The following is a 23,129-nucleotide window of genomic DNA, read 5'->3' as shown; positions in this document are numbered from 1 at the left end:
CGGCCGGGGGGACGGCCGGCGGGACAGCACACGTGGGCGGCGGTCAGAATCGTTCGTAGATGCCGGTCAGGGACGCGCGGGCAAGGACGTGCGGGCCCAGCTTGACTTCCAGCTTGGCCGGGGACGCACCGGCGTCGAGCCCGGACTTCTCCACGTTCAGGGCGAGCACCGTGATGACGTAGCGGTGCGGACCGTGGCCCTTGGGCGGGGCCGCCCCGAGGTAGCCGGCCGAACCTCCGTCGTTCCGGAGCTGGAAGGCACCGAGGGGCAGGCCTCCGCCGTGGCGTGAGCCGGCGCCGGCGGCCAGCGAGGTGATGTCCGCCGGGAGGTCCAGCACGGCCCAGTGCCAGAAGCCTCCGTGGCCCGGGGCGTCCGGGTCGAACACCGTAACGGCGTAGCTCCGAGTGCCGGCCGGGGCGCCGCTCCAGTGCAGCGGCGGCGATTCGTCCCGGCCGCCGGGTCCGGTCGAGGCACCGCGCTGGGCCGCGGGCAGGACCTGGCCGTCCTCGAAAGTGTCGCTAAGGAGCGTGAAGGTTGCCATGGCTTCCTCTCAGTTGCTGGTGAGGCCCGCACTTTCCGGGTCGAGTTCCATCCGGTTCACTTCGGCCCGTGTGGGCGGGTTGGCGCCGGCACGGGAGACCGTGACGGCAGCCGCAGCGGCAGCGTGGGCGAGGAGTTCGCGCAGGCTTCCAGCCGAGAGTTCGCGCAGGTCCTTGCGGTTCTGTGCCCCGTTGAGGCCCAGGTCCACGATGCCGGAGAGCAGCGCCGCCATAAAGGAGTCGCCCGCGCCGACGGTGTCCGCGACTTTTACCGGCGGCGCCGGGACGTGCGCCTCGCCGGCGGCGTTCACCGCCCACGGGCCGGAGGCGCCGCGCGTGACCACCACCATGGCGGGCCCCTCCGACCCGCCGAGGGAGAGCCAGCGCCGCGCTGAATCCAGCGGATCCACGCCGGGGTAAAGCCATTCGAGGTCCTCATCGGAGGCCTTGACCACGTCCGCGAGCGTAACGAACTTTTCGGCCTGGCGGCGCGCGTAGTCGGCGTCGGTGATGATGCTGGGCCGGCAGTTGGGATCGAAGCTCACCGTGGTCGACGGGTGGGCATGTTCGACGGCGGCGAGCACGTCCGCAGCGCCCGGCGCCAGCATGGTCGCGATCGAGCCGGTGTGCAGCAGCGTGCTGCCCTGCAACATAAACGGCAGCCGGTCCGCCAGGCCGGGCAATTCCCACGCGAGGTCGAAGATGTAGCTCGCGGCGCCGTCGTCGTCGATCTGGGCGGTGGCCACCGACGTCGGCAATTCGTCGGGTCCCAGCGGGAGCAGCACCGAACTGGACCGCAGGTGCGCCGCGACGGCCTCCCCGTAGGCGTCCCGCCCGTAACGCCCGATGAACTGCACCGGGTGGTCCAGCCGGGCCAGGCCCACCGCGACATTCAGGGGGCTGCCGCCCACATGGGCCTGGATACCTGAGGAGCGCTGGACGACATCAACCAGGGCCTCACCGATGACTGTGAGCATGCTCATACTCTGCCAGAGAACGCGGCCCGGCGCTCCTGTGAACCGGCGTGGGATGATTTTGCGGTATACCCCCAGGGGTATATCCTTTTTGAATGGCAGACCTCAACATCCCGGCCGGGCGGAGCGCCGTCGTGCTGGGCCTGCGCCAAAACCTTGCCCAGTTCATGCTGCTCGTGACGGTCAACGCCCTCGTCGGCGGCACCCTTGGCCAGGAGCGCACCGTCCTGCCCCTGCTGGCCAGCGACGTTTTCCATCTGGACAAGTACACGAGCGCGCTGACCTACATCCTGGCCTTCGGCCTGGCCAAGGCGGCAACCAACTACTTCGCCGGAACCCTTTCGGACCGCTTTGGACGCAAGCCGGTGCTGGTGGCGGGGTGGCTGATCGCCCTTCCCGTCCCGCTGCTGCTGATCTTCGGCACCAACTGGTCCTGGATCGTTGCCGCCAACGTGATCCTGGGCATGAGCCAGGGCCTGACCTGGTCCACCACGGTGGTCATGAAGATGGACCTGGTGGGCCCGAACCGGCGCGGCCTGGCGATGGGCTTCAACGAGGCCGCGGGCTATCTGGGCGTGGCCGGCACCGCCCTATTCACCGGCTACCTCGCCGCCTCCTACGGCCTGCGTCCGGCGCCGTTCCTGCTCGGCGCCGCGTACATCGCCCTGGGCCTGGGCCTGTCCGTGCTTGCCGTGAAGGAGACACACCACCACGCGAAGACCGAGGCCGCGAACCACGTGGACGCGCACAGCGGTGCCGGAGCGGCTCTCAGCACCCGCGAAATCTTCACCCTGACCAGCTTCCGGGACCGTTCGCTCTCTTCCGTGAGCCAGGCCGGGCTGGTGAACAACCTCAACGACGGACTGGCCTGGGGACTGTTTCCGGTGCTCTTCGCCGGCGCCGGCCTCTCGATCGAGCGGATCGGCATCCTCGCGGCGGTGTACCCGGCGGTCTGGGGCGCGGTGCAGTTGGTCACCGGCGCGGCCTCGGACCGGCTGGGCCGCAAGTGGCTGATTGCGGGCGGCATGTTCGTCCAGGCCGCAGGGCTCGCGATTGTGGCCGCCGGGCACGGCTTCGAAATCTGGCTGCTGGCGGCCGTCCTGCTCGGCGTCGGCACGGCCATGGTCTACCCCACCCTCCTGGCGGCCATCGGCGATGTGGCCCACCCGCAGTGGCGTGCGCGGTCGGTCGGCATCTACCGGCTGTGGCGCGACGGCGGTTTCGCCGTGGGCGCGCTGCTGTCCGGGCTGCTCGCGGACGCCTACGGCATTCCGGTGGCGATCTTCGTCGTCGCCGGCGTGACCGCGGTGTCCGGGCTCGTCGTCGCGGTCCGGATGCGCGGCACCGACCACCACGCGTAGCGCGGCGGCGCGCACCAGCCCGCGCAGGGCCGGCACCACGCCGGCTCAGCGCTCCGCGCCGCCTTGCTGGTAGACGTCCGGGATCCCGTCCTGGTCCGAGTCCCGTGTCTCCTCTTCCTCCGCCGCCCGGTACTGCCGGTTCCGGGTCTTGAGAACCGCGGTGGCCAGCAGGGCGGCGAGCAGTGAGGCTGCCAGGATGCCGACCTTGGCGTGGTCGTCGTGGAGGCTGCCGTGGCCGAAGCTGAGTTCCGCCACCAGCAGCGACACGGTGAAGCCGATCCCGGCCAGGATCGAGACACCGAAGACGTCGATCCACTTGAACGAACTGTCCAGGCGGGCCCTGGTGGCCTTGGTCAGCAGCCACGTGGTGCCCAGTATGCCGGCCGGTTTCCCCAGCACAAGGGCCAGGATGATGCCCAGGGTCACAGGATCGGCCAGCGCCGAGCCCAGCCCGTCCCAGCCGCCCACGGCGACGCCGGCGGAGAAGAAAGCGAAGACCGGCACCGCGACGCCGGCCGAGATCGGCCGGAAGCGGTGCTCGAAGATCTCAGAGAGCCCGGGACCGGCTTCCGGCCCCCCGCTGGCCTGCGAGCGGAGGACCGGGATGGCGACGCCGAGCAGGACGCCGGCCACCGTGGCGTGGATGCCCGAGGCGTGCACGAGGGCCCAGGTGGCAAGGCCGAGGGGCAGCAGGATGAACCACGCCGCGGGGGCCTTCAGCCCGAAGAAGCGGCGGTAGCGGTGCGCCAGGTAGGTGTACAGGCCCAGCGGCACAAGGGCCAGAAGGAGGGGGGCGATCTGAATATCGCTCGAGTAAAAGACGGCGATGATGGTGATGGCGATCAGGTCGTCCACCACGGCGAGGGTCAGCAGGAACATCCGCAGCGCACTGGGCAGGTGCGAGCCGATGATCGCGAGGACCGCGACGGCGAAGGCTATGTCCGTGGCCGTGGGGATGGCCCAGCCGCGCAGGGTCTCCGGGCTGCCGAGATTGACGACGGCGTAGATCACCGCCGGGATGATCACGCCGCCGGCGGCGGCAGCGACCGGCACCACCGACTTGTTCAGCTGGCGCAGGTCCCCGGCAACGAATTCACGTTTGAGCTCCAGGCCGACAAGGAAGAAGAAGATGGCGAGCAGTCCGTCGGCCGCCCAGGCTCCGAGGCTGAGGTCAAGGTGCCAGGGCCCATAGCCGATTTTGAAGTCGCGGAGGGCGAAGTAGCTTTCCGATGCCGGCGAGTTGGCCCAGATCATGGCGGCGACGGCAGCGGCCACAAGGAGGGCGCCGCCAACGGTTTCCTTGCGCAGGATTTCGCCGATGCGCAGTGACTCGGCGTAGCTGCCTCGGCCCAGGATGGTGGGGCCGGGCGTGCGGGGCAGAGGCGTGGGCGGGGGGCTGTGGCTCATGCGGAAGTCCTAAAATTGGGTCGACTGAACTATGCCGACCAGACTTCCCGGCGCACCTGAGTCCAGTCTAGGCGATGACCGGTTGCCGCAGCCCGCCCAGGCTCAGCCCAGCAGTTGCTGGACCAGTTCGCGGCATTTCCGGTACGCGGGGGCCTTTGGCTCGATCAGGGCGAAGTGGTCGCCGGGGACCTTGAGGAGCTGGACGGGGGCGCCGCCGGCCTTGGCCGCCGCGGCGTAGGCCTCGGACTGGCTCAACGGGACGGTGTCGTCCTCGGTGGTGTGCACGGCGTAGACGGGGACCCGGAGCGGCACCGCGCTCATCGGGTCCGCGAACTTATGCCGTTTGGGGTATTTTTCCGAGGAGCCGCCCAGGAAGTTGCTCACGGCGCCGTTGCTGAGGTTCAGCCGCTCGGCTTCGGCCAGGTTCAGCAGCCCGGACTGGCTGACCACCCCGGTGAGGTGCACCGCGGCGTCGCCGTTCTTGCGCTGGAGCTGGCGGTCCGCGTCCGGTGCGCCAAGCTCGCCGAGCCGGCTCCGGCCGGCCGCCCAGACGGCCAGGTGTCCGCCGGCCGAGTGGCCCAGCGCCACCACGCGGTCCAGGCCGAGGCTGTGTTCGCCGGCAACGTCGCGGAGTTTGTCGATCCCGGCGAGGACGTCGGCGAAGGTGTTCGGCCAGCCGCCGCCGTTGCCGGCCCGCCGGTACTCCAGGTTCCAGGCGGCGACGCCATGCGCGGCAAGGTCCTTCGCCAGTGGTTCGCCGAGTTCGGCCCCGTACTGCGAACGCCAATAGCCGCCATGGATAACCACCGCCACGCCCCTGGGCTGGGCCGCGTCGGGGAGGAAAAGCTCCCCCCACTGGCTCGGGTCGTCGCCGTAGTGGTACTTCTGCCGCTTCACTGTGTCCTCCTTGGGGCCCGGTGAACAGGCGGTGGCTGCCCCCAGTGTCACCGCCGCTGCGGCCGCGAAGAAAGCACGACGCCGCACATCAGCCATGTGCAGAGCCTACCTTGGGCGCTGCACGGCGCTGCGGAAGGCGGCTCCGTATTGCGGCCGCAGAATGGCCGCAGAGTGGCCGCAGGGCGGCGCGCCGGGCCCGCTGTCGGAGCCGGGCCGTAAGCTGGGCCCATGGCTAGCAACTGGGAGCGCCTTGACCCCGCGCTGCGCGAATCCGTGCAGGACAATGTGGAACTCTACGAACGGGTCCGCCCTGCCCTGAAACTGGTCACCCGCGATGTGTTGCTGACGCTGCGCACCATGCTCAAGGGCACCGAGGTGACGCCGCTGTTCGTGACGGGCCGGACCAAGACCGTCGAGTCGTTCCGCGAGAAGATTTCGCGGGTCGAGGAGCCACTGGAACCGGGAGGCCCGCCGGTGCTGAAGTTCCCGGACCCGTTCCGCACGCTCAATGACATGGTGGGGATCCGCGTCATCACCAAGCTTCCGGCCGAGAACGCCGTCGTCGCCAACCTGATCAAACGCCAGCGCCAGCTCTTCGACTGCCGCGGCGACCGCGAGAAGGACATCGGGTCCATCGAGTCGGGGACCTACGGCTACTCCAGCCGGCACCTGATCCTTCGGACCATCCAGAACGAGACCGTCAAGGAGTACCAGCAGGCGTTCAACCCGGACGCGCAGCCCAACGGCAGCTACTTCTTCGAGTGCCAGATCCGCACGGTGTTTGCCCACGCCTGGAGCGAAATCGAGCACGACATCCGCTTCAAAGCCGAGGATCCGCGCGCCTGGACCCCGCATTTCGACCGCCAGTTCACGGCCACGGCCGCCATGCTGGAGACCGTGGAGAGCGCATTCGCTGACCTGCATGAACGCTACGAGGAGGTCCGCAGCTACTGGGACATGGACGGCGAGGGAGCGGCGCAGCTGACCCCGAACCGGATCCGCGACGTCTGGCGGACGCTGCTGCCGCACGTGGACCGGAAGGTCGACGACGACTGGGGCTGGGCCGCCGAGCTGATGGCCGCGCACGGCCTGAACCAGACTGTACAGCTGGCGGGCCTGCTGAGCGCCAACCGGATCACCGAGGTCCGCCGGGCCCTGGACCACCGCTACTCCCCCGGCCCGGACCGGCTGCTGGACGACCTGTTGCTCTGGCAGTACGGCACCACCCACATTGACCTCACCGCGGAACCCGCTGACGCCGTCCCGCACCCGCGGCGGGACAGCCTGCTGCGCCGGCTCAAGCAGATCGAGCGCTACCGGCTCACGCAGGGTTAGGGGCAGGCCCTAGAGTGCCGTCGGCTCGAGCCGTTCCTCGAGCACGTCGCCGGTGGACCCCGCGGACCGGACCCGCGTCACCCGGTACGCGGCCTTCCCGGGGACTTCCGTGAACGCTTCGACCAGTTCGGTCCCGCGGTAGAGCAGGCCCACGCCGTCGTCGCTGCAGTGGGTCTCACCCAGGGTTCCGTCGGCCACCAGGCGGTGGACCGTGGGCCGGCGCGCCGCTTCGGAGTCGTAGTGGACGCCGTTGTCGAACGGAAGCAGCCCCAGGCCGTTGTTCACCGCTCGCAGTTCGGGACCGAACGAATCCGTGGTGCCGCCCTTGAACCAGCAGATCGAGCCGGCCGACACCCCTGCCAGCACCACTCCGGCTTCCCAGGCGCGGCGGAAGATCCCCTCCAACTCGTGGGCGCGCCAGACGGCGAGGAGGTTGACCACCGAGCCGCCGTTCACCCAGACGACGTCCTGCTCCAGCAGGTACTCCTCGATGTTCTCCACGTTGGGCATCGTGAACAGGTTCAGGTGGGTGAGATCGAACCCGGCCAGGCGCCCGGCTTCGCTGACTTCGTTGTTGAACCAGCGCTGGTCACCGCTGGCGGTCCCGACGTGGGCGACCTTAGGGGCCCGCCCGCTGGCGCCGGAGAGGTCCACGGCGTGATGGACCAGTTTGTTGAACTCCAACCGGGTCCGCGAACCCGGCCGGTAGCCGCCTGAGGTCGCAAGGATGGTCGGACTTTCGGCAGGCATAGGGTGTTCTCCTCGAACGGGTCGGCAGGCTCAGACGCAAACTATGAGACTAACCGCCCCCTAAGCCTCGTGGGCTACTTTGGACGCTAGCGGCCCGGCTCAACGATGAAAGAAGGACCACGTGGACAATGAGGCAGGCAGCTGGTTCCTCAGCGGCGCCGAGCGGGCCAACCCGGCCACGGCCGTTCAAGCGGGCGGCGCCGGGTCGCCGTCGTGGTCGGAGGGCAACCTCGTGCGGCCCCTGATTCACGGCGCGAGCTACTTCGCCCGTCTGCATGAGGAGCTGAGCGCGCTGCAGGCGGGAGACCGTGTGTGGTTCACCGACTGGCGCGGCGACGCGGACGAGCGGCTGCTGGCGGACGGGCCGTCGATCGGCGACCTGCTAGCCGGCTTGGCCCGAGCGGGAGTGGAGGTCCGCGGCCTGGTCTGGCGATCCCACGGTGAGCGCATCTCGGCGCCGATCAGCGGCCGCTCCAACCAGCGCCTGGGGCGCGAGATCAACGACGCCGGCGGTGAGGTGCTGCTCGATCAGCGGGTGCGCCCGTTTGGTTCGCACCACCAGAAGATGGTCGTTATCCGCCGCCGTGACGACCCGTCCCGGGATGTTGCGTTCGTTGGCGGGCTGGATCTTTCCCACAGCCGCAGGGACGACGCCGACCATGCGGGAGACCCGCAGGCGGTCGTCATGGACTCCCGGTACGGTAAACCGCCGCCGTGGCATGATGCCGCCCTTGAACTGCGGGGCCCTGTGGTGGCTGATGTGCTGGCAGTGTTCGCCGAACGGTGGAACGACCCCCATCCCCTGGACCGCCGCACGCCCTACCGGATGCTGCTGCAGCGCCTGGCCAAAATGCCGCGGCACCCCGAACCGCTCCCGGCCGCCGCTCCGCCGCCGCCGCCGGCGGGCCCGCACGCCGTGCAGCTGCTGCGCACCTACGGCGTGAAGCGTCCGCCGTTCCCGTTCGCACCCGAAGGGGAACGCAACATCGCCCGCGCCTACACCAAGGCCTTTGCCCGCGCCCGCTCGCTGATCTATATCGAGGACCAGTACCTGTGGTCCACCGAGGTGGCTGCCGGGATCGCGGAGGCCCTGGAACGGAATCCCGCCCTGAACGTGATCGCCGTCGTGCCCCGCTATCCCGACGCGGACGGCGCCATCGGCGGGCCGCCCAGGCGGCTCGGGCAGCTGCGTGCCCTCGACAGGCTGCGCCGGGTGGCGCCTGGCAGGGTCGGCGTGTTCGACCTGGAGAACAGCGCGGAAACCCCGGTCTACGTGCACGCCAAGATCTGCATCATCGACGACACCTGGTTTACCTGCGGCTCGGACAACTTCAACCGCCGCTCATGGACCACCGACAGCGAGCTCACCTGCGCCGTGCTGGACACCAGCGCCGGAAACCGGCAGGCCGCGGACGCCCAGGCCGGCCCGGCCCCGGCCCGGTCACTGGCCCGGTCACTGGCCCACCAGCTCCGGCTCCAGCTCTGGGGCGAACACCTGGGCCTGGACGAGGGGGATGGCCGGCTCGAGGACCCGGCCGAGGGACTGGCGCTGTGGAACGCCGCAGCCCACGCGCTCGATCGCTGGCACGACGCCGGCCGCGGCTCGCCCCGGCCCGCCGGACAGGTGCGCCGCCACACCGTCGAACCCGTGTCCCCGCTCCAACGGCTCTGGGCGGACCCCCTCAACCGCCTTATCGTGGACCCTGACGGCCGGCCCCGCAGGCTGCGCGGGACTCCCCGGTTCTAGGCGTATCCGGGCTTTTTCGGCCAGCTCCGGGAGCGGTTTTTGGCGCAATATAAAAAGTACGCTTAGTATTTTGGTGAAACGGTCCGTTGGACCGGGACTTGAATCTGGTTTGTGAAAATCTTCATCAGAAGAAAAACAAAGGGAGTCACTATGTTGCTTTGGATCGCTATTATTCTCGCCGTTCTTTGGCTTCTGGGCCTGCTCGGCAGCATCGGCGGTGGGTTCATCCACCTGCTGCTGGTCATCGCCGTCGTCGTCCTGGTCTTCCACTTCATCCGCGGACGGTCGCGCGTTTAGTCCGGACTGCGTAAGGCTGTGGCGGGGGTGCTGAGAATTCAGCGCCCCCGCCATTGTCTTGTCCCCTGAGCCCTCCACCCGGGCGGCCGCGGCAGAGCAGCGGCCCGCGGACGCTGGCCGGCAGTCAGGAATCCGGCCTGCGGAACCGCGCCACGTAGCGGCGCTGCCACGGTGTTTCCACTGCGCCGCGCCGGTAGTTCTGCCGCACGAAGGCGACGGCGTCGGCCGCCGGGACGCCGTCGAGGACGGCGATACAGGCCAGGGCGGTGCCGGTCCGGCCCCGGCCGCCCCAGCAGGCCACCTCCACCCGCTCCGTTTCCGCCCGCCGCCAGGCCTCCTGGAACGCGTCGAGGGCGTCGACGTCGTCGGCGGGCACGTGCAGGTCCCGCCAGCGGACCCACCGGGAGTCCCACGCCACCGGCCGCGGGCTGCTGCCGAGCAGGTACAGCCCGAACTCCGGCCGAGGCCCGGGCGGAAACGGCGCCAGGAGGGGCCGGCCGCGGATGAGCCGCCCGGAAGGAAGACTGAGCACACCGGGCAGTCCCGGCTCCCACGTCGGCGCCATAGTCCCGAGCGTAGTCTTCGGGCCGGAATTACGCACCGGCCGCCTTCCCGCCCAGTTGCCTTCCGCGTGCAGCCCCAAAAAGCTGCAACACGCCGCGTTTTCCGGTGTCCGGACCAGGGTAACCGGGCAGGAACGTGGACATTCGGGCTGCAGGGCCCTAGCGGCCAGGCGAACGGGCCCCTAAAGTGGCGCGGAAACCAAAAACCCGGGACCGGGCCTCACTGAAGGGATCCACGGATGTCATTCCAGGCGTACCTCGACACCATCGAGGACAAAACCGGCCTCACTCCCCGCCAACTCCTCGAGCTCGCCCGGGAGAAAGGCTTCGGCGACGGGTCCGTGAAGGCCGGCGAGATTCTGGACTGGCTGCGGGCGGACTACGGCCTGGGCCGCGGCCACGGCATGGCGCTCGTCCACGTCATCCGGCAGGGTCCGGGCATCAGCAGCAAGCACGTCGGAACCACGGGCGCGCACAGCGATGAGTCGGACACACTCTGGCTGGACGGCAAGGCGTCGAAGCCGGTCTCGTAGCACCGGCTCGGCTATAAATCTGACATACTCGTCCGCTGGTTGGTCATAAAGTGGCCACATCGCGGACGCCGGTGGCACCATTCTTGGATGCTTGAGGCAACTAAATCCCCTGAGTCCGTCCCGGAGACCCGCACCGCAGCGGATGCCCCGGTCAATCCGGCCCTCGCCGCCGAGGCGAAGATCGCCCGCATTGCGGTCACGGTGTTTCCGCTCCTCGTCGTGGCAGCCGGCGTCGCCGGATTCCTCCTGCCGGGCGCCTTCAAGCCGCTGGCGCCCAGCGTGCCGTACCTGCTCGGCATCATCATGTTCTGCATGGGCCTGACCCTGACCCCGCCGGATTTCGCCTCCGTGGCGAAGCGACCTTGGGCAGTAGTGCTGGGCATCGTGGCGCACTACATCATCATGCCCGGCGCCGGGTGGCTGATCGCCCAGGCGCTGCAGCTTGAGCCGGAACTCGCCGTCGGCCTGATCCTGGTCGGCTGCGCGCCGTCCGGCACGGCATCGAACGTGATGGCGTTCCTGGCCAAGGGCGATGTGGCCCTGTCCGTGGCCGTCGCGTCCGTCTCAACGCTGATCGCCCCGGTGGTCACCCCGCTGCTGGTGCTGTTCCTGGCCGGGTCCTACCTGCAGATCGACGCCGCCGGCATGGTGCTGGACATCGTCAAGACCGTGCTGCTGCCAGTGGTCGCAGGCCTGCTGGCCCGGCTGTTCCTCAAGAGGCTTGTCGCCCGGGTGCTCCCGGCGCTGCCCTGGGCCTCCGCCGTCGTCATCTCGCTGATCGTGGCGATTGTGGTGGCCGGCAGCGCCAACAAGATCGTCGCCGCCGGCGGCATCGTCTTCCTCGCGGTGGTCCTGCACAACGGCTTCGGCCTGGGCCTCGGCTACCTCGCCGGCAAGCTCGGGCGGCTCGACGACAAGGCCCGCCGCGCCCTGGCCTTCGAGGTGGGCATGCAGAACTCCGGCCTCGCCGCGACGTTGGCCACGGCGCACTTCAGCCCGCTCGCCGCACTGCCTTCCGCCGTGTTCTCGCTCTGGCACAACATCTCCGGCGCCATCATGGCGGCCTGGCTGGCCCGCCGCCCGCTGCGCGACGCCTGATCCCGGACGGGACACTCACGGCCCCACTCTCGGTCCTGACGCTTCCCGCTTCGACTCTGTTGCCCTGCATGACGGGCGAAGGGCATGTGCCTTGCGGGGCCCGTACCGGGTCGGGAGGATGAGGGGACCGCATAGGCACACCAGGGAGGTGGAACTTGCCCATGGACGACCAGTACACAACTGAACGGGACAGCTTCGGCAGGCTGCTGGCGGACCGGCAGGTCTGGCGGCAGGCCGCCACCATCCCCGCGGCCGGCGAACTGACCGCCCGCTGGCTGGAGGGGCGGAGCCAGTACCAACCGGGAACGTTCACGCCGGACATTGACGCGGAGACCGCGCCGATCGCCGGCCTGTTGGCGGAACTCAACCGGAACGGGCTGTTCACCAAGGAATCGCAGCCCGGGCTCCTCGATGGCGCCGGCGCGCAGCGGGCCTACGTGACGGGATTCTGCACGTCGGAGTCGGCCGGCCGCCTGCTGGACCTCTCCGCACGGACCGAATTCGTGACGGTGGCGCACGCTCCGGGGGAAATGAGCCGGGCCTCGATTCCCGTGACCCTGCAGGAGGCCGAGATTGTCACCGTGCTTGGCACAAGCGAGAGCCCGATTGAAGCGGACCAGTTGCAGGACTGGTCGGCCGAGGCCAACGAGGCGTTGGCACTGGTCCTGGCCGAGTCCTGGTACGTCGAAATCTTTGACCCGGTGTGGGGGCGCGACGGCGTGCTGCTGCCGGCGGTCCTCGACGCCCTCACAGCTGACTGAACCGACGACGGCGGCCCAGCGGGTTCAGCCGATGCTGGCTGCCTCGTCGAGGGTGCGTGATTCGAAGTGCTCCAGCAGCTCGCGCATGGCCTCCACGCCCTGCGTAAACGTCGCCGAGGCCCGCCACTGCTCGATCTGCTCCAGTGATTCCCACGGCCCGGTGCTGATGAACCGGTTCCGGACGTCGCGGTCGTGCATCAGCACCGCCTTGGTGTGCGGGTAGTCCTCCTGCGTTTTGCGGGCCAGGTCCCGCCAGGCCTGGATAAAATCGTTCTCGCGTCCCGGGTGGACCAGCCAGATTCCCAGCGTGTAGACAGACATGGCTGCCGCCTCCATTCTCTGTACGGGGTTGATAGCGCCGATTATGTTCCCGCGGCGGAGTACCCGGTAGGGCCGGATTGCCCGGCCAGTTCTGGCCAAATGACGAGCGGCGCCCGGCTCCTGCGCTAGCCTGTCACCGTGGGCCGTTGGACTTCCGGCGGCCCGGCCCGTGGCCGAGGTGGCCCCGGAGCCAGAATCTGTACGTTGTTCAGTATCGAGCAAAGGATGATCATGGCTATTTCAATTGAACTCGGCAAGAAACTCGACAAGGCCTACGAGAACAAGAGCCTGGACGAAGTGCTCGCCGCGCCCCCCTCAGCACTGGCGGGACTGACGGAGAAGCACGACGAGATGCTCGCCAGCATGGGCATCAACACAGTCCGCGATCTGGGAAGCAACAAGTTCTTCGCCACCGCCGGCGTTCTCGTTGCGCTCTCCGGCCACGTCGGCTAGCCAAAGATCCGTCCAACAGACTGACAAGGGCCCGTCCGGTTTCAACCGGACGGGCCCTTTGCTTAACCCGGGCGGCGGCCGTGCGGGCCCTACCCGATCAGCGCCAGCACCGCTCCGGCGGTCACCACGCCGCCGGCTTCGGCGCGCACATCCGTGACGGTCCCGTCCCGGTGCGCGGCCACCTGGGTTTCCATCTTCATCGCTTCCAGCACGACGACGGGGTCCCCGGCCGCGACCCCGGCCCCCGGCTCAACGAGCCACTTCACCACGGTCCCGGCCATGTGGGCGCGCAGTTCCGCCGGGTCCGCGGCGGCGCCGTCGTCGGGAGCGGTCGCGTCCTCCGGTGAAACCCCGGCCGGGAGGCCGCCGGAGAGCGGCCCGCCGGAGCGTGCCCAGCCGTCCAGCAGCTCCGCCGGCAGTCCGACGGCAAGACGTTTGCCGTCGATGTCGACGGTGATGGTGCGGCGTTCGCCGTCGGGCGCCGTGGTGCTGTAGCCCGGGTCGGCGGCGATGGAAACTGTGTCCGCGAAGTCGGTCTCGATCCAGCGGGTGTGGATGCCCAGGCCGGTTTCGGAGGTGAAGTCCGGCGATTCCAGCACGGTCCGGTGGAACGGAAGCACCGTGGCCACCCCGGTGATGCTGAGTTCCGCGAGGGCGCGGCGGGCCCGGCGCAGGGCCTGCTGCCGGTCCGCCCCGGTGACGATCAGCTTCGCCAGCAGCGAGTCGAACTGCGGCGGGACGAACGAGCCGGAGCGGACGCCGGAGTCGAGCCGGATGCCCGGGCCGGTGGGGCCGGAGAACTCCGCAACGGTGCCCGGGGAGGGCAGGAAGCCCCGGCCCACGTCCTCGGCGTTGAGCCGGAATTCGAAGGAGTGCCCCCGGGGTGCCGGGTCCTCGGTGAAGCGCAGCGGCTCCCCGGCGGCGATGCGGAACTGTTCCTGGACCAGGTCGATCCCGGTGGTTTCCTCGGTGATGGGGTGCTCAACCTGCAGGCGGGTGTTGACCTCCAGGAAGGCGACCGTGCCGTCGGCCGCGACCAGGAACTCCACCGTCCCGGCGCCGGAGTAGCCGGCCTCCCGGCAGACGGCTTTGGACGCCTGGTAGATCTGGCTTCGCTGCCCGTCCGTGAGGAACGGTGCCGGGGCTTCCTCAACGAGTTTCTGGTGCCGGCGTTGCAGCGAGCAGTCGCGGGTGCCGACGACGACGACGTTCCCGTGGGTGTCCGCCAGGACCTGGGCCTCGACGTGGCGCGGCCGGCCCAGGTAGCGCTCCACGAAGCACTCGCCGCGGCCGAACGCGGCTACGGCCTCGCGGACGGCGGAGTCGAAGGCTTCCTCGATTTCTCCGAGCTCACGGACCACTTTCATGCCGCGCCCGCCGCCGCCGAAGGCCGCCTTGATGGCGATCGGCAGTCCGTGCTGCTCGGCGAAGGCGCGGGCCTCCGCCGCGGAACCGACGGGGCCGTCGCTGCCGGCCACGAGGGGTGCCCCGGCGCGGACGGCCGTTTCGCGGGCGGTGATCTTGTTGCCCAGCAGGCGGATGGCGTCGGGTGCGGGCCCGATCCAGGTCAGGCCGGCGTCGAGCACGGCCTGGGCAAAGTCGGCGTTTTCGGACAGGAAGCCGTAGCCGGGGTGGACCGCGTCGGCGCCCGAGGCGGCCGCGGCGTCGAGGAGCTTGGGGATGTTCAGGTAGGTGTCCGCTGGCGCGTTGCCGCCCAGGGCGCACGCCTCGTCCGCGGCGGAGACGTGCACCGCGTCGGCGTCGATGTCGGCGTAGACGGCGACGGACGCCAGCTGGGCGTCGTCGCAGGCCCGGGCAATCCGGACGGCGATTTCGCCGCGGTTGGCGATCAGGACCTTGCGCATCAGTTACTCACTTCGTGTTCGGCGGCGGTTTCGTGGTTGTGGCCGGGGGTGGCGGGCTTGGTGGTGCCGGGCTCAGCCCAGCGGAAGCGGATGGTTCCGCCGATCGGGACCTGCGCGGCGAGGTCCAGTTGCGAGTCGACGACGACGGCGATTACCGGGTAGCCGCCGGTGATCGGGTGGTCGGCCAGGAAGAGCACGGGAAGGCCTTCGGGCGGGACCTGCAGGGCGCCGGCGACGGTTCCTTCGCTGGCCAGTTCCCCGTCCCGGATGCGCTGCAGCGGGATTCCGTCCAGGCGCATGCCCACCCGGTTGGACTGCGGCTTTACCTTCCATTCCTGGCCCGTCAGGGACTCCAGCGCCGCGGCGTCGAACCAGTCGGCGCGCGGGCCGGGGACGACGTCGAGCACGGTCACCCCGGTGCCGGGGAACTCAGGTTGCAGTTCGGGGTTCCCGACGACGCCGGACTCGGAGTCACCGCCAGCGGCCAGGAGTTGCCCGGCAGCCAGCGGGGCAGGGCCGATCCCGGACATGGTGTCGGTGGAGCGGCTGCCGAGGACCGGGGCGGCATCCACGCCGCCGCGGACCGCGAGGTAGCTGCGGAAGCCGCTCTCCGGTACGCCGATGCTGAGGGTTTCGCCGTCGAGCAGGGCGAACGGGGTGGCCATGGGGACGGTGCGGCGGCCCGGGTCCGCGTCCGGGCCGGCCGGGGTGGTGATGGCCAGTTCGGACGGCGCCCCTGCAACGGCCAGGACCTGGTCCCCGACGGCCTGGACCGTGAGGCCGCCGGCGACGGTCTCGATCGCCACTGTTTCAATACCGGCTGCGCCGGGCGCGTTCCCGACAAGGCGGTTGGCGCGGCGCAGCGAGGCGCGGTCGAGGGCGCCGGCCGCGGAGACCCCCAGGCCGGAGTGGCCGTGGCGTCCGAGGTCCTGGATCAGGCTCTGCAGCCCGGGCGAGACGATCCGGAGTCCGGAGGCCACCTCCGGCCCGGAAGCCCCCTCCGGCGCGAGGACTTCGGGACGCGGGCCGGCCGCCAGCGCGACGCTCTCGCGGACCGCGCGGAACTGGATCCGCGAGCCGGGGGCGGCGAGGGCGGGCTGCTCCCGGTCGAGGTCCCACATCCGGGCGGAGGTGCGGCCAATCAACTGCCAGCCGCCGGGTGAGCGGCGCGGGTAGACGGCAGAGTAGGTCCCGGCCAGCGCCACGGACCCCGCCGGCACGGCGGTGCGCGGGGAGCTGCGGCGGGGAACGGTGAGGGCCTCGTTCTCCCCGACGAGGTAGCCGAAGCCCGGGGCGAAGCCGGCGAAGGCCACTGTCCACGGCTGGCCGGTGTGCGCGGCGATTACGCCGTCGATCCCAAGGCCGGTCAGTTCCGCGACTTCGGCGAGGTCCTCGCCGTCGTACACGGTGTCGATCACCACCAGTCCGCCGTCGCGCTGCACCGGGGCGGCGAGGTCGAGCTCCAGCAACTGCCTGGCGATCCGGCGGGCGGCCGCGGGCGAGTCGGCCGTGACCATAACGGTCTCGGCGGCCGCCAGGACGTCCACCTGGCCCGGCAGCGGGTGCTCCAGGAGCTGCGCCTGGAGCGCGAGCACGCCTGGGGTGCCGGCGAGTTCGGCGAGCACCGCCCGGGTGCCCACCGCCCGCACCGCGTTCACTTTGTGGCCGGCGTCCTGCCGTGCTGCCGCCGTATCCATTGCTGCCTCCATGATGGTTGCCACCTCCAGGGTCCGCGCCGCCTAGGCGCGGGCGTCCTGCAGCAGCCGCTCTTCCTCGCTGGTCTGCGGGTTCCGGCCGATGGCCAGGCCCACCACGGTCACCACGGCGGACACAGCTAGGTACCCGGCAATCAGGAACCAGTTGCCGGTGGCGGCGAAGAGTGCCGTGAAGATCAGCGGGGCGACGGCGCCGCCGATCACGCCGGCCAGGGTGTAGGCCAGCGAGCTGCCGGCGTAGCGCAGCCGGGCGGGGAACTGCTCGGTGATGTAGGCCGCCTGCGGTCCGTACATAAAGGCGTGGAGCGCCAGGCCGATCACGACGCCGATGGTCAGCATCAGCACCGATTTGCCCTGGATCATGAGGAAGAACAGCGGGATGTAGAGGGCCGTGCCGACAGCGGCGATGCCGTAGACGAGGCGGCGGTTGAACCGGTCCGTGAGTGCGCCGGCTGCGGGGATCAGGGCGAGCTGGAAGGCCGAGCCGATGAGGATGGCGCCCAGCACATTGCCGGTGGTCATGCCCAGCTGCTTGGTGGCGTAGAGGGCCACAAAGACAGTGAAGAGGGAATAGAGCACGTCGGGGCAGATGCGCGACAGGGCGGCGGCCAGCAGGGCGCGGGGTTCCTTGGTGAAGACTTCCTTGATGGGGGCCTTGGAGGCCTCGCCGTGGGCCTGGATGGCTTTGAAGACCGGGGTTTCCTCCAGCTTGAGCCGGATCAGGAGGCCGAAGACCACCAGCAGGGCGGAGGCCAGGAAGGCCACGCGCCAGCCCCAGGACAGAAACGCTTCGTTGCTGAGGGTCGCAGCGAGCAGGGCCAGGACGCCGTTGGCCATCAGGTTGCCGGCGGGCGGTCCGATCTGGGCGGCCGAGGACCAGAATCCGCGCTTGCGCGCGTCGCCGAATTCACTGGAGAGCAGCACGGCCCCGCCCCATTCACCGCCGACGCCGATGCCCTGCGCCAGGCGCAGCAGCACCAGGATCGCCGGGGCTGCGACGCCGATCGCGGAGTAGTCGGGCAGCACGCCGATGAGCACGGTGGCGACGCCGATCAGCATCAGGGTGACCACCAGGACGTGCTTGCGGCCGATCTTGTCGCCGAGCCGGCCGAAGACCACACCACCGATGGGGCGGGCGAGGTAACCGACGGCGAAGGTGGAGAAGGACAGCAGCAGGCCCACCAGCTCATCCCCCACGGGGAAGAAGATCTTGGGGAAGATCAGTGCCGAGGCCACGGAGTAGATCGCGAAGTCGTAGTACTCCAGCGAGGTGCCGGTGAGGCTTGCGATGTAGGCCTTGAGGGCACCGGGCGGCAGGTTCCTCTTCCCAGCATTCTTTCCGGCGGCCGGAACGGCCTGGTTGGGTGTGGTCATGATGTTCCTCCAGTTGCGGGTGGTGCCTGTGCTGGGTGGGTGTGCTTAGACGAAGGGGGCGGTGCCGATGCCGGCGGCGTTGAGCGCCTCGCGGACGGCGGCTGCCATGGCGACGGCTCCCGGGGAGTCGCCGTGGACGCAGATGCTTTCGGCCCGGATCTTCAGGAGGGAGCCGTTGATGGTGCGGACAGCGGAGTCCGTGGCCATCCGGAGCACATGCTCGGTGACTTCTGTGTGGTCGTGCAGCACGGCTCCGGGGAGCGTGCGGGACACCAGGGTGCCGTCCGGGTTGTAGGCGCGATCCGCGAAGGCTTCGGTGACGGCGCGCAGCCCGGCGGCCTCGGCCAGGCGGAGCACTTCCGAGCCCGGCAGGCCCAGGATGGCCAGGTTCGGATCGACGGACTTCACGGCGTCGACGACGGCCTTCGCCTGCGCGGTGTGCGCGACGATCGCGTTGTAGAGGCCGCCGTGCGGCTTGACGTAGCTGACCCTGCCGCCCTCCGCGGCGGCCAGCGCCTGCAGGGCACCGATCTGGTAGACGACGTCGTCCGCCAGTTCGACCGGGTCGATGTCCAGGAAGCGGCGGCCGAAACCGGCAAGGTCGCGGTAGCCGACGTGGGCGCCGATCACAACGCCGGCTGCGACCGCTTCGCGGCAGGTCTTCCGGATGACGGAAGGGTCCCCGGCGTGGAAACCGCAGGCAACGTTGGCGCTCGATACGGAGCGGAACATCGCGGTGTCGTCGCCGAGGCTCCAGCGTCCGTAAGACTCGCCGACGTCGCTGTTCAGGTCGATGGTGGTCAGCCCGGTAGTTGCCATGTGTGATCCTCGTCTCAATGCTTGGCCACTTCAAGGATGCACTATCTCGTCGAATTGTTCAACAATCCGACGATTCCCTTTCGGGACAATCGTGTAGATTCGGCACTATGACGACTTCCGACGCCGGCCCCCGCGCCCTCGCGGCCGCGGCCCGCCTGCGCATTGCCGTCCCGTCGGTGGCGGACCGGGTCGCGGCGGAACTGCGCCAGCAGCTGGCCGACGGCGTGCTGCTGCCGGGCACCCGGCTGACCGAGTCGACGATTGCCGAAGACCTCGGCGTCTCCCGCAACACCGTGCGGGAGGCCTTTGCCGAACTGGCTGCGGAACGGCTGGTGGTCCGGCACCCCAACCGCGGGGTCTTTGTCGCCAGCCTGGCCCCCGGCGACATCCACGATGTGTACACCGTGCGGCGCGCCGTCGAGGTCGCGGCCCTGCGCGGCGGGGGCAGCCCGGAGCAGGTGGCAGCAGTCCGCGCCGCGGTCGAGGAAGGCAGGGCGGCGGCGGACGCCGACGACGAGGAGGCCCTGGGCACCGCGAACCAGCACTTCCACCGCGCGATTGTGGCCCTGGCCGGGAGCCGGCGGCTGGACACCATCATGTCCCAGGTACTCGCCGAGATGCGGCTGTTTTTCCACAAGGCCACCGTGGATGCGCACTTCTACCGCAGCTACCTGGCCGACAACGAACAGATCTGCGCCGCGCTGGAAGCCGGCGAACCGGACCGCGCCGCGGACCTCCTGCTGGCCTACCTCGACCGCTCGGAACAAAAGCAGAGCGCCGTCCACGGGGAGTAAGCCGGCGCCTGCCGCAGGACCCGCGGCCGGTGGCGGCTTCGGGGGCCCTTGCTAGGGTGGAATCATGAAACGCACCCTCGCCGCCGCCTCCCTTGCCGTCCTCGCGATCACCCTGTCCGGCTGCGGCCAGGTGCAGCAGGCCACCGACAAGGCAGTCAGCGACGGTGCCTCCCAGGTTGCCACCGCAGCCGGCAACGAGCTCAAGAAGCAGGCGTGTTCCCTGGTGGCCGACGGCCTGGTCAGCGCCTCGGACAAGAAGGCGTTGGGCGGCCTCGTCTCGGGCGCCCAGGCGGCCGGACTGCCCGCGGAGATCACCACGCCGCTCAAGCAGATCGCGGACTCGGGCGACCAGGTGCCGGCCGATTCGGTCAAGGCCCTGCAGGACGCCTGCGCCAAGTAGCCGCAGCTCGGAACAACTGCTAGCGCTTGCCCTTTTTCCGGGAGCCCTTGCCGCGGCCCTTGTCCGGGTTCGGTGCGTAGCGCTGCGCGACCTTGGGTTTCTTCACCGCGGGGCCGCGCCGGTCCGGTTTCGGCTCGCGTTTGGGCTTCTCCTGTTGCGCCGACGGCTGCCGGGAACTCGCCGCGGTGCGGCCGCGGACGATCCCGATGAACTCCTCGATCACCTCGTCGGTGGAGTCGCTCGGCCAGGCCAGGGCGATTTCCGTGGTGGGCGCCCCGGTCAGCTTCCGGGCCACCGTGTCCTTGACGTTGAAGTGGCGCGCCACAGACATCGGCAAGACCACCAGGCCCGCGCCGCTGGCAACTACCTGCAGGGCCGGTTCGGGTCCGCCCAGGGCAGCAACATCCAGGAACGTCTCGGTAGCCAGGTCCGCCAGCGACACCTCCTCGAACACGGAAATCTCGTGGCCCTTGGGCGCCACCACCACGGGCTGCTCCTCGTAGAGCGGGATGACGCTGAGGCCCTCGCGCTCCACCGGCAGCCGGACGAAGCTCAGGTCCGCGGAGCCGTCGCGGAGCACTGCCAGCTGGGCGCCGTCGTCGGACATAAAGGAGCGCAGCGGAACGTCGGGCATCCGCTCTTCCCAGCGGCGGATCCACTTGCCGGGCGTCACACCGGCCACGTAGGCGAAGCTCAGCTCCCGCGTCTCGGGCAGCGAATCGTCGTGGGACTGGGCGGTTTCTTCTTCTGCGGACACATGTTCACAGTACCGCCAGTACCGGGGGCCGCTGCCGGTCCGGCACCAGATTGGTGCCCTGCGCGCATCCCGCCGGATACCCTTGAAGTATGACCTCTGCGAACTCCCAGTCCATGAAGCCGGCCACCGTTGCCAAGAAGCTTGGTATCTACCTGCCCGCAACACCCCAGGAGTTCCAGGATTCGGTTATCACCCGCGCTGATTTCGCCGAGCTCCAGGCCAACCCGCCGGAGTGGCTGGCCGAGCTGCGCCGCACCGGCCCGCACCCGCGCCCCGTTGTCGCGCAGAAGCTCAACGTCTCCATCAGCGGCCTGGCCCGCGGCGGCGTCGAGGAAGCGCTGACGACGGCGGAAATCACCGCGCTGCTGCAGGCTCCCCCGGCGTGGCTGGTCGCCGAGCGCGCCACCCACGCCGCCGTCCGCGCCGAAGCCCAGCGCGTCAAGGATGAGGCCGCGAAGAAGGACGCCAAGAAGGCCCGCGCCAAGGCCGAGTAGGCCGCCGCCGTTTCGACGGTTACGTGCCCACTCGACGCTGCCAACCGCCCTGCCGGCAGGGAACCGTCGAAACGGCGGTGTACCGGTGTTTAGTCCTGGTGCAGCTGGACGTAGTTTCCGCAGCCGTCGTCGAGCACGACACTCGTGCCGCCGGGGCCCTCCGAGGGTTCACCCTGGAAGATCACGCCCTTCGCCGCCAGCCGCTCGTACTCGGCCCGCACGTCCGGCACGCCAAAGACAATCGCCGGCAGGCCCGCATCGTGGCAGGCGTTCATGTAGGCCGCGCCGATCGGATTGTCACTGGGTTCCAGCAGCAGCCCCACTGAGCCGCCTCCCGCGCCGGCCGGATCCTTGATGATGTAGAGGTTGTGTTCCGGCAGCGCCATGAGTGTTTCGAAGCCCAAAATGCCGGTGTAGAACTCATGGGCGGACGCCGGGTCCTTGACGTGGATGCTGCACATTTTTAGTCGCATGCGCCCTAGGGTACGCGAGGCCGGTGCGCCCGGGAACCGGCCATTGACGGCCCGGCCGCGATGGATTCCAATGGAATCAGCGGAACAGTGCCCGCCCGGGACGGGTTCCGCAGGAGGTGCGCGATGCCGTCACTGTCGGGATCCGGTCCGCTGTGGGCCCTGCAGATCCTGCCCGTCGCCCTCCTCGTGATGGCCGCCGCGGCCGGGTCGGTCTACCTCGCGCGAAAGCACCAGGCGTCCGACGGCGGCCTGCCGGATGCGGTGTTCTGGGACGGCTTCGCTGGACTCGCCATCATCGCCCCCGCGGTCCTCCTCCCGTCGCTGGCGTCCCCTCCGACCGGTCTACTGCTCACCGCCCTCGCCGTTGCAGCGGCCGCCCTCAGCTACCGGTTGACACCACACCTGTTCCGCTGGCGGGAGGTCCGGCGGGCCGCCCGGGACGCGTCGGCCGCCGACGCAGCCGCGGCCGAGCGGCACCGTGAGGCCCTCGAACGATGGCGGCGCTACGAGCTGGACCCCGCCTTCTGCATCGACTTCCCGGCGATGAGTGATCCGCGCCGGCCGGAAACCTCCGCCATGCTCAAGGCCATGAAAGCGGCCGAGCAGCAGCGCACCTGGGCCGGACGCGGCCCGGCCTCCGGCGGCTACTCCTCCGCCGTCGACCGGCTGGAGCGGGCCCTGGCCAAGGCCGAGCGCGCCGCGGGCGCGCGGCACGATTCCACAGAACTGCACATTTCTTCTGAGGGGGCACGATGACTGACATCACGATTATCGGCAGCGGCAACATGGCCCGGGCGATCGGCCTCCGGGCGGTGGCGGCCGGAAGGTCCGTTCAGGTCCTGGACCGGAGCCCTGACAACGCCGCGAAACTCGCGGCGGAGCTTGGATCCGCGACGACGTCCGGGGGCCTGGGCGATGTGCCCGAGGGAGACATTGTGGTCCTGGCCCTCTACTTCGAGCCAGCCAAGGAGGTCGCCACGCACTACGGCGACACGCTCAGCGGCAAGACAGTGATCGAGATCAGCAACCCCGTCGACATGGAGACCGGCGACTCGCTGGTGGTCGAACCGGGAACATCCGCGGCGGAAGAGGTGGCCAAGCTCCTCCCCGGCGCCCGGGTGGTCAAGGCATTCAACACGACGTTCGCCGGCACCCTCGCCGAGGGCTCAGCGAAGGGTATGCCGCTGGACGTCTTTATCGCCTCCGACTCGGAGGCGGCCCGGAACGAGGTGGCGGCCTTCGTCGCTGCGGCAGGACTCCGGCCCCTCCAGGTCGGGGCGCTGCGACACGCCCGCGAGCTGGAGGGGATGCAACTGCTGGTGGTGGGGCTGCAGTTGAATCCGGCCTACGAGTCCTTCAATTGGGGAACGGCACTCAAGATCCTCGACTGAGCAGCGCCAAC

26 protein-coding genes are annotated in these 23,129 nt (G+C 69.7%); 13 read left to right on the top strand and 13 right to left on the bottom strand.

The genetic code is table 11. The features are described from left to right. Positions 1–43: 43 nt before the first annotated feature. A complete protein-coding gene (locus ABLI39_RS16465) occupies positions 44–541 on the bottom strand; it encodes a YbhB/YbcL family Raf kinase inhibitor-like protein (protein ID WP_349414619.1) in 498 nt (165 codons plus the stop codon). Between the two features lie 9 nt (positions 542–550). Continuing rightward, the gene (locus tag ABLI39_RS16460; protein ID WP_349414617.1) at positions 551–1,516 is read right to left on the bottom strand and encodes a carbohydrate kinase family protein; all 966 of its coding nucleotides are present in this window, start codon (positions 1,514–1,516) and stop codon (positions 551–553) included. A gap of 92 nt (positions 1,517–1,608) precedes the next feature. On the opposite strand from ABLI39_RS16460, the gene ABLI39_RS16455 reads away from it, so the two are divergent. Then, complete coding sequence (locus tag ABLI39_RS16455; RefSeq protein WP_349414615.1) at positions 1,609–2,874, top strand: MFS transporter; 1,266 nt, start codon at positions 1,609–1,611, stop codon at positions 2,872–2,874. A 45-nt stretch (positions 2,875–2,919) separates the two neighbouring features. Here ABLI39_RS16455 and nhaA read toward each other — a convergent pair whose 3' ends face one another. Continuing rightward, entirely contained in the window at positions 2,920–4,281 is a 1,362-nt protein-coding gene (gene nhaA / locus ABLI39_RS16450) for a Na+/H+ antiporter NhaA (RefSeq protein ID WP_349414613.1), read from the bottom strand. Positions 4,282–4,383: 102 nt separating this feature from the next. Beyond that, positions 4,384–5,178: an alpha/beta hydrolase fold domain-containing protein gene (locus ABLI39_RS16445; protein ID WP_349414612.1), complete on the bottom strand. Its 795-nt coding sequence runs from the start codon at positions 5,176–5,178 to the stop codon at positions 4,384–4,386. A 228-nt stretch (positions 5,179–5,406) separates the two neighbouring features. Between ABLI39_RS16445 and ABLI39_RS16440 the strand changes: the two genes are divergently transcribed. Next, positions 5,407–6,513: a GTP pyrophosphokinase gene (locus ABLI39_RS16440; RefSeq protein WP_349414610.1), complete on the top strand. Its 1,107-nt coding sequence runs from the start codon at positions 5,407–5,409 to the stop codon at positions 6,511–6,513. Between the two features lie 9 nt (positions 6,514–6,522). On the opposite strand, the gene ABLI39_RS16435 is transcribed toward ABLI39_RS16440, so the two are convergent. Then, positions 6,523–7,263 (bottom strand): Type 1 glutamine amidotransferase-like domain-containing protein, encoded by a 741-nt coding sequence (locus ABLI39_RS16435; protein ID WP_349414608.1) that lies wholly within the window; start codon positions 7,261–7,263, stop codon positions 6,523–6,525. Positions 7,264–7,384: 121 nt separating this feature from the next. Between ABLI39_RS16435 and ABLI39_RS16430 the strand changes: the two genes are divergently transcribed. Both ABLI39_RS16430 and ABLI39_RS16425 read left to right on the top strand, forming a co-directional pair. Beyond that, a complete protein-coding gene (locus ABLI39_RS16430) occupies positions 7,385–9,010 on the top strand; it encodes a phospholipase D family protein (protein ID WP_349414606.1) in 1,626 nt (541 codons plus the stop codon). A gap of 150 nt (positions 9,011–9,160) precedes the next feature. Continuing rightward, positions 9,161–9,307: a lmo0937 family membrane protein gene (locus tag ABLI39_RS16425; protein ID WP_349414605.1), complete on the top strand. Its 147-nt coding sequence runs from the start codon at positions 9,161–9,163 to the stop codon at positions 9,305–9,307. 124 nt (positions 9,308–9,431) lie between these two features. Here the strand turns inward: ABLI39_RS16425 and ABLI39_RS16420 are convergent, their stop codons facing one another. Further along, entirely contained in the window at positions 9,432–9,872 is a 441-nt protein-coding gene (locus tag ABLI39_RS16420; RefSeq protein ID WP_349414603.1) for a protein-tyrosine phosphatase family protein, read from the bottom strand. A gap of 237 nt (positions 9,873–10,109) precedes the next feature. Between ABLI39_RS16420 and ABLI39_RS16415 the strand changes: the two genes are divergently transcribed. The 3 genes from ABLI39_RS16415 (at position 10,110) to ABLI39_RS16405 (ending at position 12,262) form a co-directional block, all read left to right on the top strand. Continuing rightward, positions 10,110–10,403 carry a DUF4287 domain-containing protein gene (locus tag ABLI39_RS16415; RefSeq protein ID WP_349414601.1) on the top strand — a complete coding sequence of 98 codons (294 nt, stop codon included), beginning with the start codon at positions 10,110–10,112 and terminating at the stop codon, positions 10,401–10,403. 87 nt (positions 10,404–10,490) lie between these two features. Continuing rightward, positions 10,491–11,501 carry a bile acid:sodium symporter family protein gene (locus ABLI39_RS16410; protein ID WP_349414599.1) on the top strand — a complete coding sequence of 337 codons (1,011 nt, stop codon included), beginning with the start codon at positions 10,491–10,493 and terminating at the stop codon, positions 11,499–11,501. 161 nt (positions 11,502–11,662) lie between these two features. Next, complete coding sequence (locus tag ABLI39_RS16405; protein ID WP_349414597.1) at positions 11,663–12,262, top strand: DUF6919 domain-containing protein; 600 nt, start codon at positions 11,663–11,665, stop codon at positions 12,260–12,262. A gap of 24 nt (positions 12,263–12,286) precedes the next feature. Here the strand turns inward: ABLI39_RS16405 and ABLI39_RS16400 are convergent, their stop codons facing one another. Then, entirely contained in the window at positions 12,287–12,583 is a 297-nt protein-coding gene (locus ABLI39_RS16400) for an antibiotic biosynthesis monooxygenase family protein (protein WP_349414595.1), read from the bottom strand. Between the two features lie 231 nt (positions 12,584–12,814). Between ABLI39_RS16400 and ABLI39_RS16395 the strand changes: the two genes are divergently transcribed. Then, the gene (locus ABLI39_RS16395) at positions 12,815–13,036 is read left to right on the top strand and encodes a hypothetical protein (protein ID WP_349414593.1); all 222 of its coding nucleotides are present in this window, start codon (positions 12,815–12,817) and stop codon (positions 13,034–13,036) included. Positions 13,037–13,125: 89 nt separating this feature from the next. Here the strand turns inward: ABLI39_RS16395 and ABLI39_RS16390 are convergent, their stop codons facing one another. Genes ABLI39_RS16390 through ABLI39_RS16375 form a run of 4 tightly spaced genes read right to left on the bottom strand, consistent with a single transcriptional unit; the run spans position 13,126 to position 18,794 of the window. Next, a complete protein-coding gene (locus ABLI39_RS16390) occupies positions 13,126–14,901 on the bottom strand; it encodes an acetyl/propionyl/methylcrotonyl-CoA carboxylase subunit alpha (RefSeq protein ID WP_349414592.1) in 1,776 nt (591 codons plus the stop codon). After that, positions 14,901–16,610, bottom strand: coding sequence for a 5-oxoprolinase subunit B/C family protein (locus ABLI39_RS16385; protein WP_502935244.1), 1,710 nt, complete (start codon positions 16,608–16,610; stop codon positions 14,901–14,903). The genes ABLI39_RS16390 and ABLI39_RS16385 overlap by 1 nt, the downstream gene beginning before the upstream one ends. A gap of 30 nt (positions 16,611–16,640) precedes the next feature. Next, positions 16,641–17,990, bottom strand: a complete 1,350-nt coding sequence (locus tag ABLI39_RS16380; protein ID WP_349414588.1) for an MFS transporter — start codon at positions 17,988–17,990, stop codon at positions 16,641–16,643. Positions 17,991–18,035: 45 nt separating this feature from the next. Next, positions 18,036–18,794: a LamB/YcsF family protein gene (locus ABLI39_RS16375; protein WP_349414651.1), complete on the bottom strand. Its 759-nt coding sequence runs from the start codon at positions 18,792–18,794 to the stop codon at positions 18,036–18,038. Between the two features lie 122 nt (positions 18,795–18,916). Here ABLI39_RS16375 and ABLI39_RS16370 point away from each other — a divergent pair, with 122 nt between their 5' ends. Then, on the top strand, positions 18,917–19,603 hold the full coding sequence (locus ABLI39_RS16370; protein ID WP_349414586.1) for a GntR family transcriptional regulator: 687 nt from the start codon (positions 18,917–18,919) through the stop codon (positions 19,601–19,603). A 64-nt stretch (positions 19,604–19,667) separates the two neighbouring features. Beyond that, positions 19,668–20,003 carry a hypothetical protein gene (locus tag ABLI39_RS16365; protein ID WP_349414584.1) on the top strand — a complete coding sequence of 112 codons (336 nt, stop codon included), beginning with the start codon at positions 19,668–19,670 and terminating at the stop codon, positions 20,001–20,003. 19 nt (positions 20,004–20,022) lie between these two features. On the opposite strand, the gene ABLI39_RS16360 is transcribed toward ABLI39_RS16365, so the two are convergent. Beyond that, complete coding sequence (locus ABLI39_RS16360) at positions 20,023–20,760, bottom strand: LysR family substrate-binding domain-containing protein (protein ID WP_349414582.1); 738 nt, start codon at positions 20,758–20,760, stop codon at positions 20,023–20,025. 89 nt (positions 20,761–20,849) lie between these two features. On the opposite strand from ABLI39_RS16360, the gene ABLI39_RS16355 reads away from it, so the two are divergent. After that, complete coding sequence (locus tag ABLI39_RS16355; RefSeq protein WP_138767873.1) at positions 20,850–21,254, top strand: DUF5997 family protein; 405 nt, start codon at positions 20,850–20,852, stop codon at positions 21,252–21,254. An 89-nt stretch (positions 21,255–21,343) separates the two neighbouring features. Here ABLI39_RS16355 and ABLI39_RS16350 read toward each other — a convergent pair whose 3' ends face one another. After that, positions 21,344–21,727: a VOC family protein gene (locus ABLI39_RS16350; RefSeq protein WP_349414580.1), complete on the bottom strand. Its 384-nt coding sequence runs from the start codon at positions 21,725–21,727 to the stop codon at positions 21,344–21,346. A gap of 123 nt (positions 21,728–21,850) precedes the next feature. Here ABLI39_RS16350 and ABLI39_RS16345 point away from each other — a divergent pair, with 123 nt between their 5' ends. Both ABLI39_RS16345 and ABLI39_RS16340 read left to right on the top strand, forming a co-directional pair. Then, a complete protein-coding gene (locus ABLI39_RS16345; RefSeq protein WP_349414578.1) occupies positions 21,851–22,483 on the top strand; it encodes a hypothetical protein in 633 nt (210 codons plus the stop codon). Then, entirely contained in the window at positions 22,480–23,118 is a 639-nt protein-coding gene (locus ABLI39_RS16340; protein ID WP_349414576.1) for an NADPH-dependent F420 reductase, read from the top strand. The genes ABLI39_RS16345 and ABLI39_RS16340 overlap by 4 nt, the downstream gene beginning before the upstream one ends. Positions 23,119–23,129: the final 11 nt, after the last annotated feature.

Origin of the sequence: Pseudarthrobacter sp. B907, from assembly GCF_040137805.1 — a bacterium.
GTDB lineage: Bacteria > Actinomycetota > Actinomycetes > Actinomycetales > Micrococcaceae > Arthrobacter.
The sequence above is the reverse complement of the archived record's forward strand: the minus strand, read 5'-3'. Positions and strand labels throughout refer to the sequence as shown.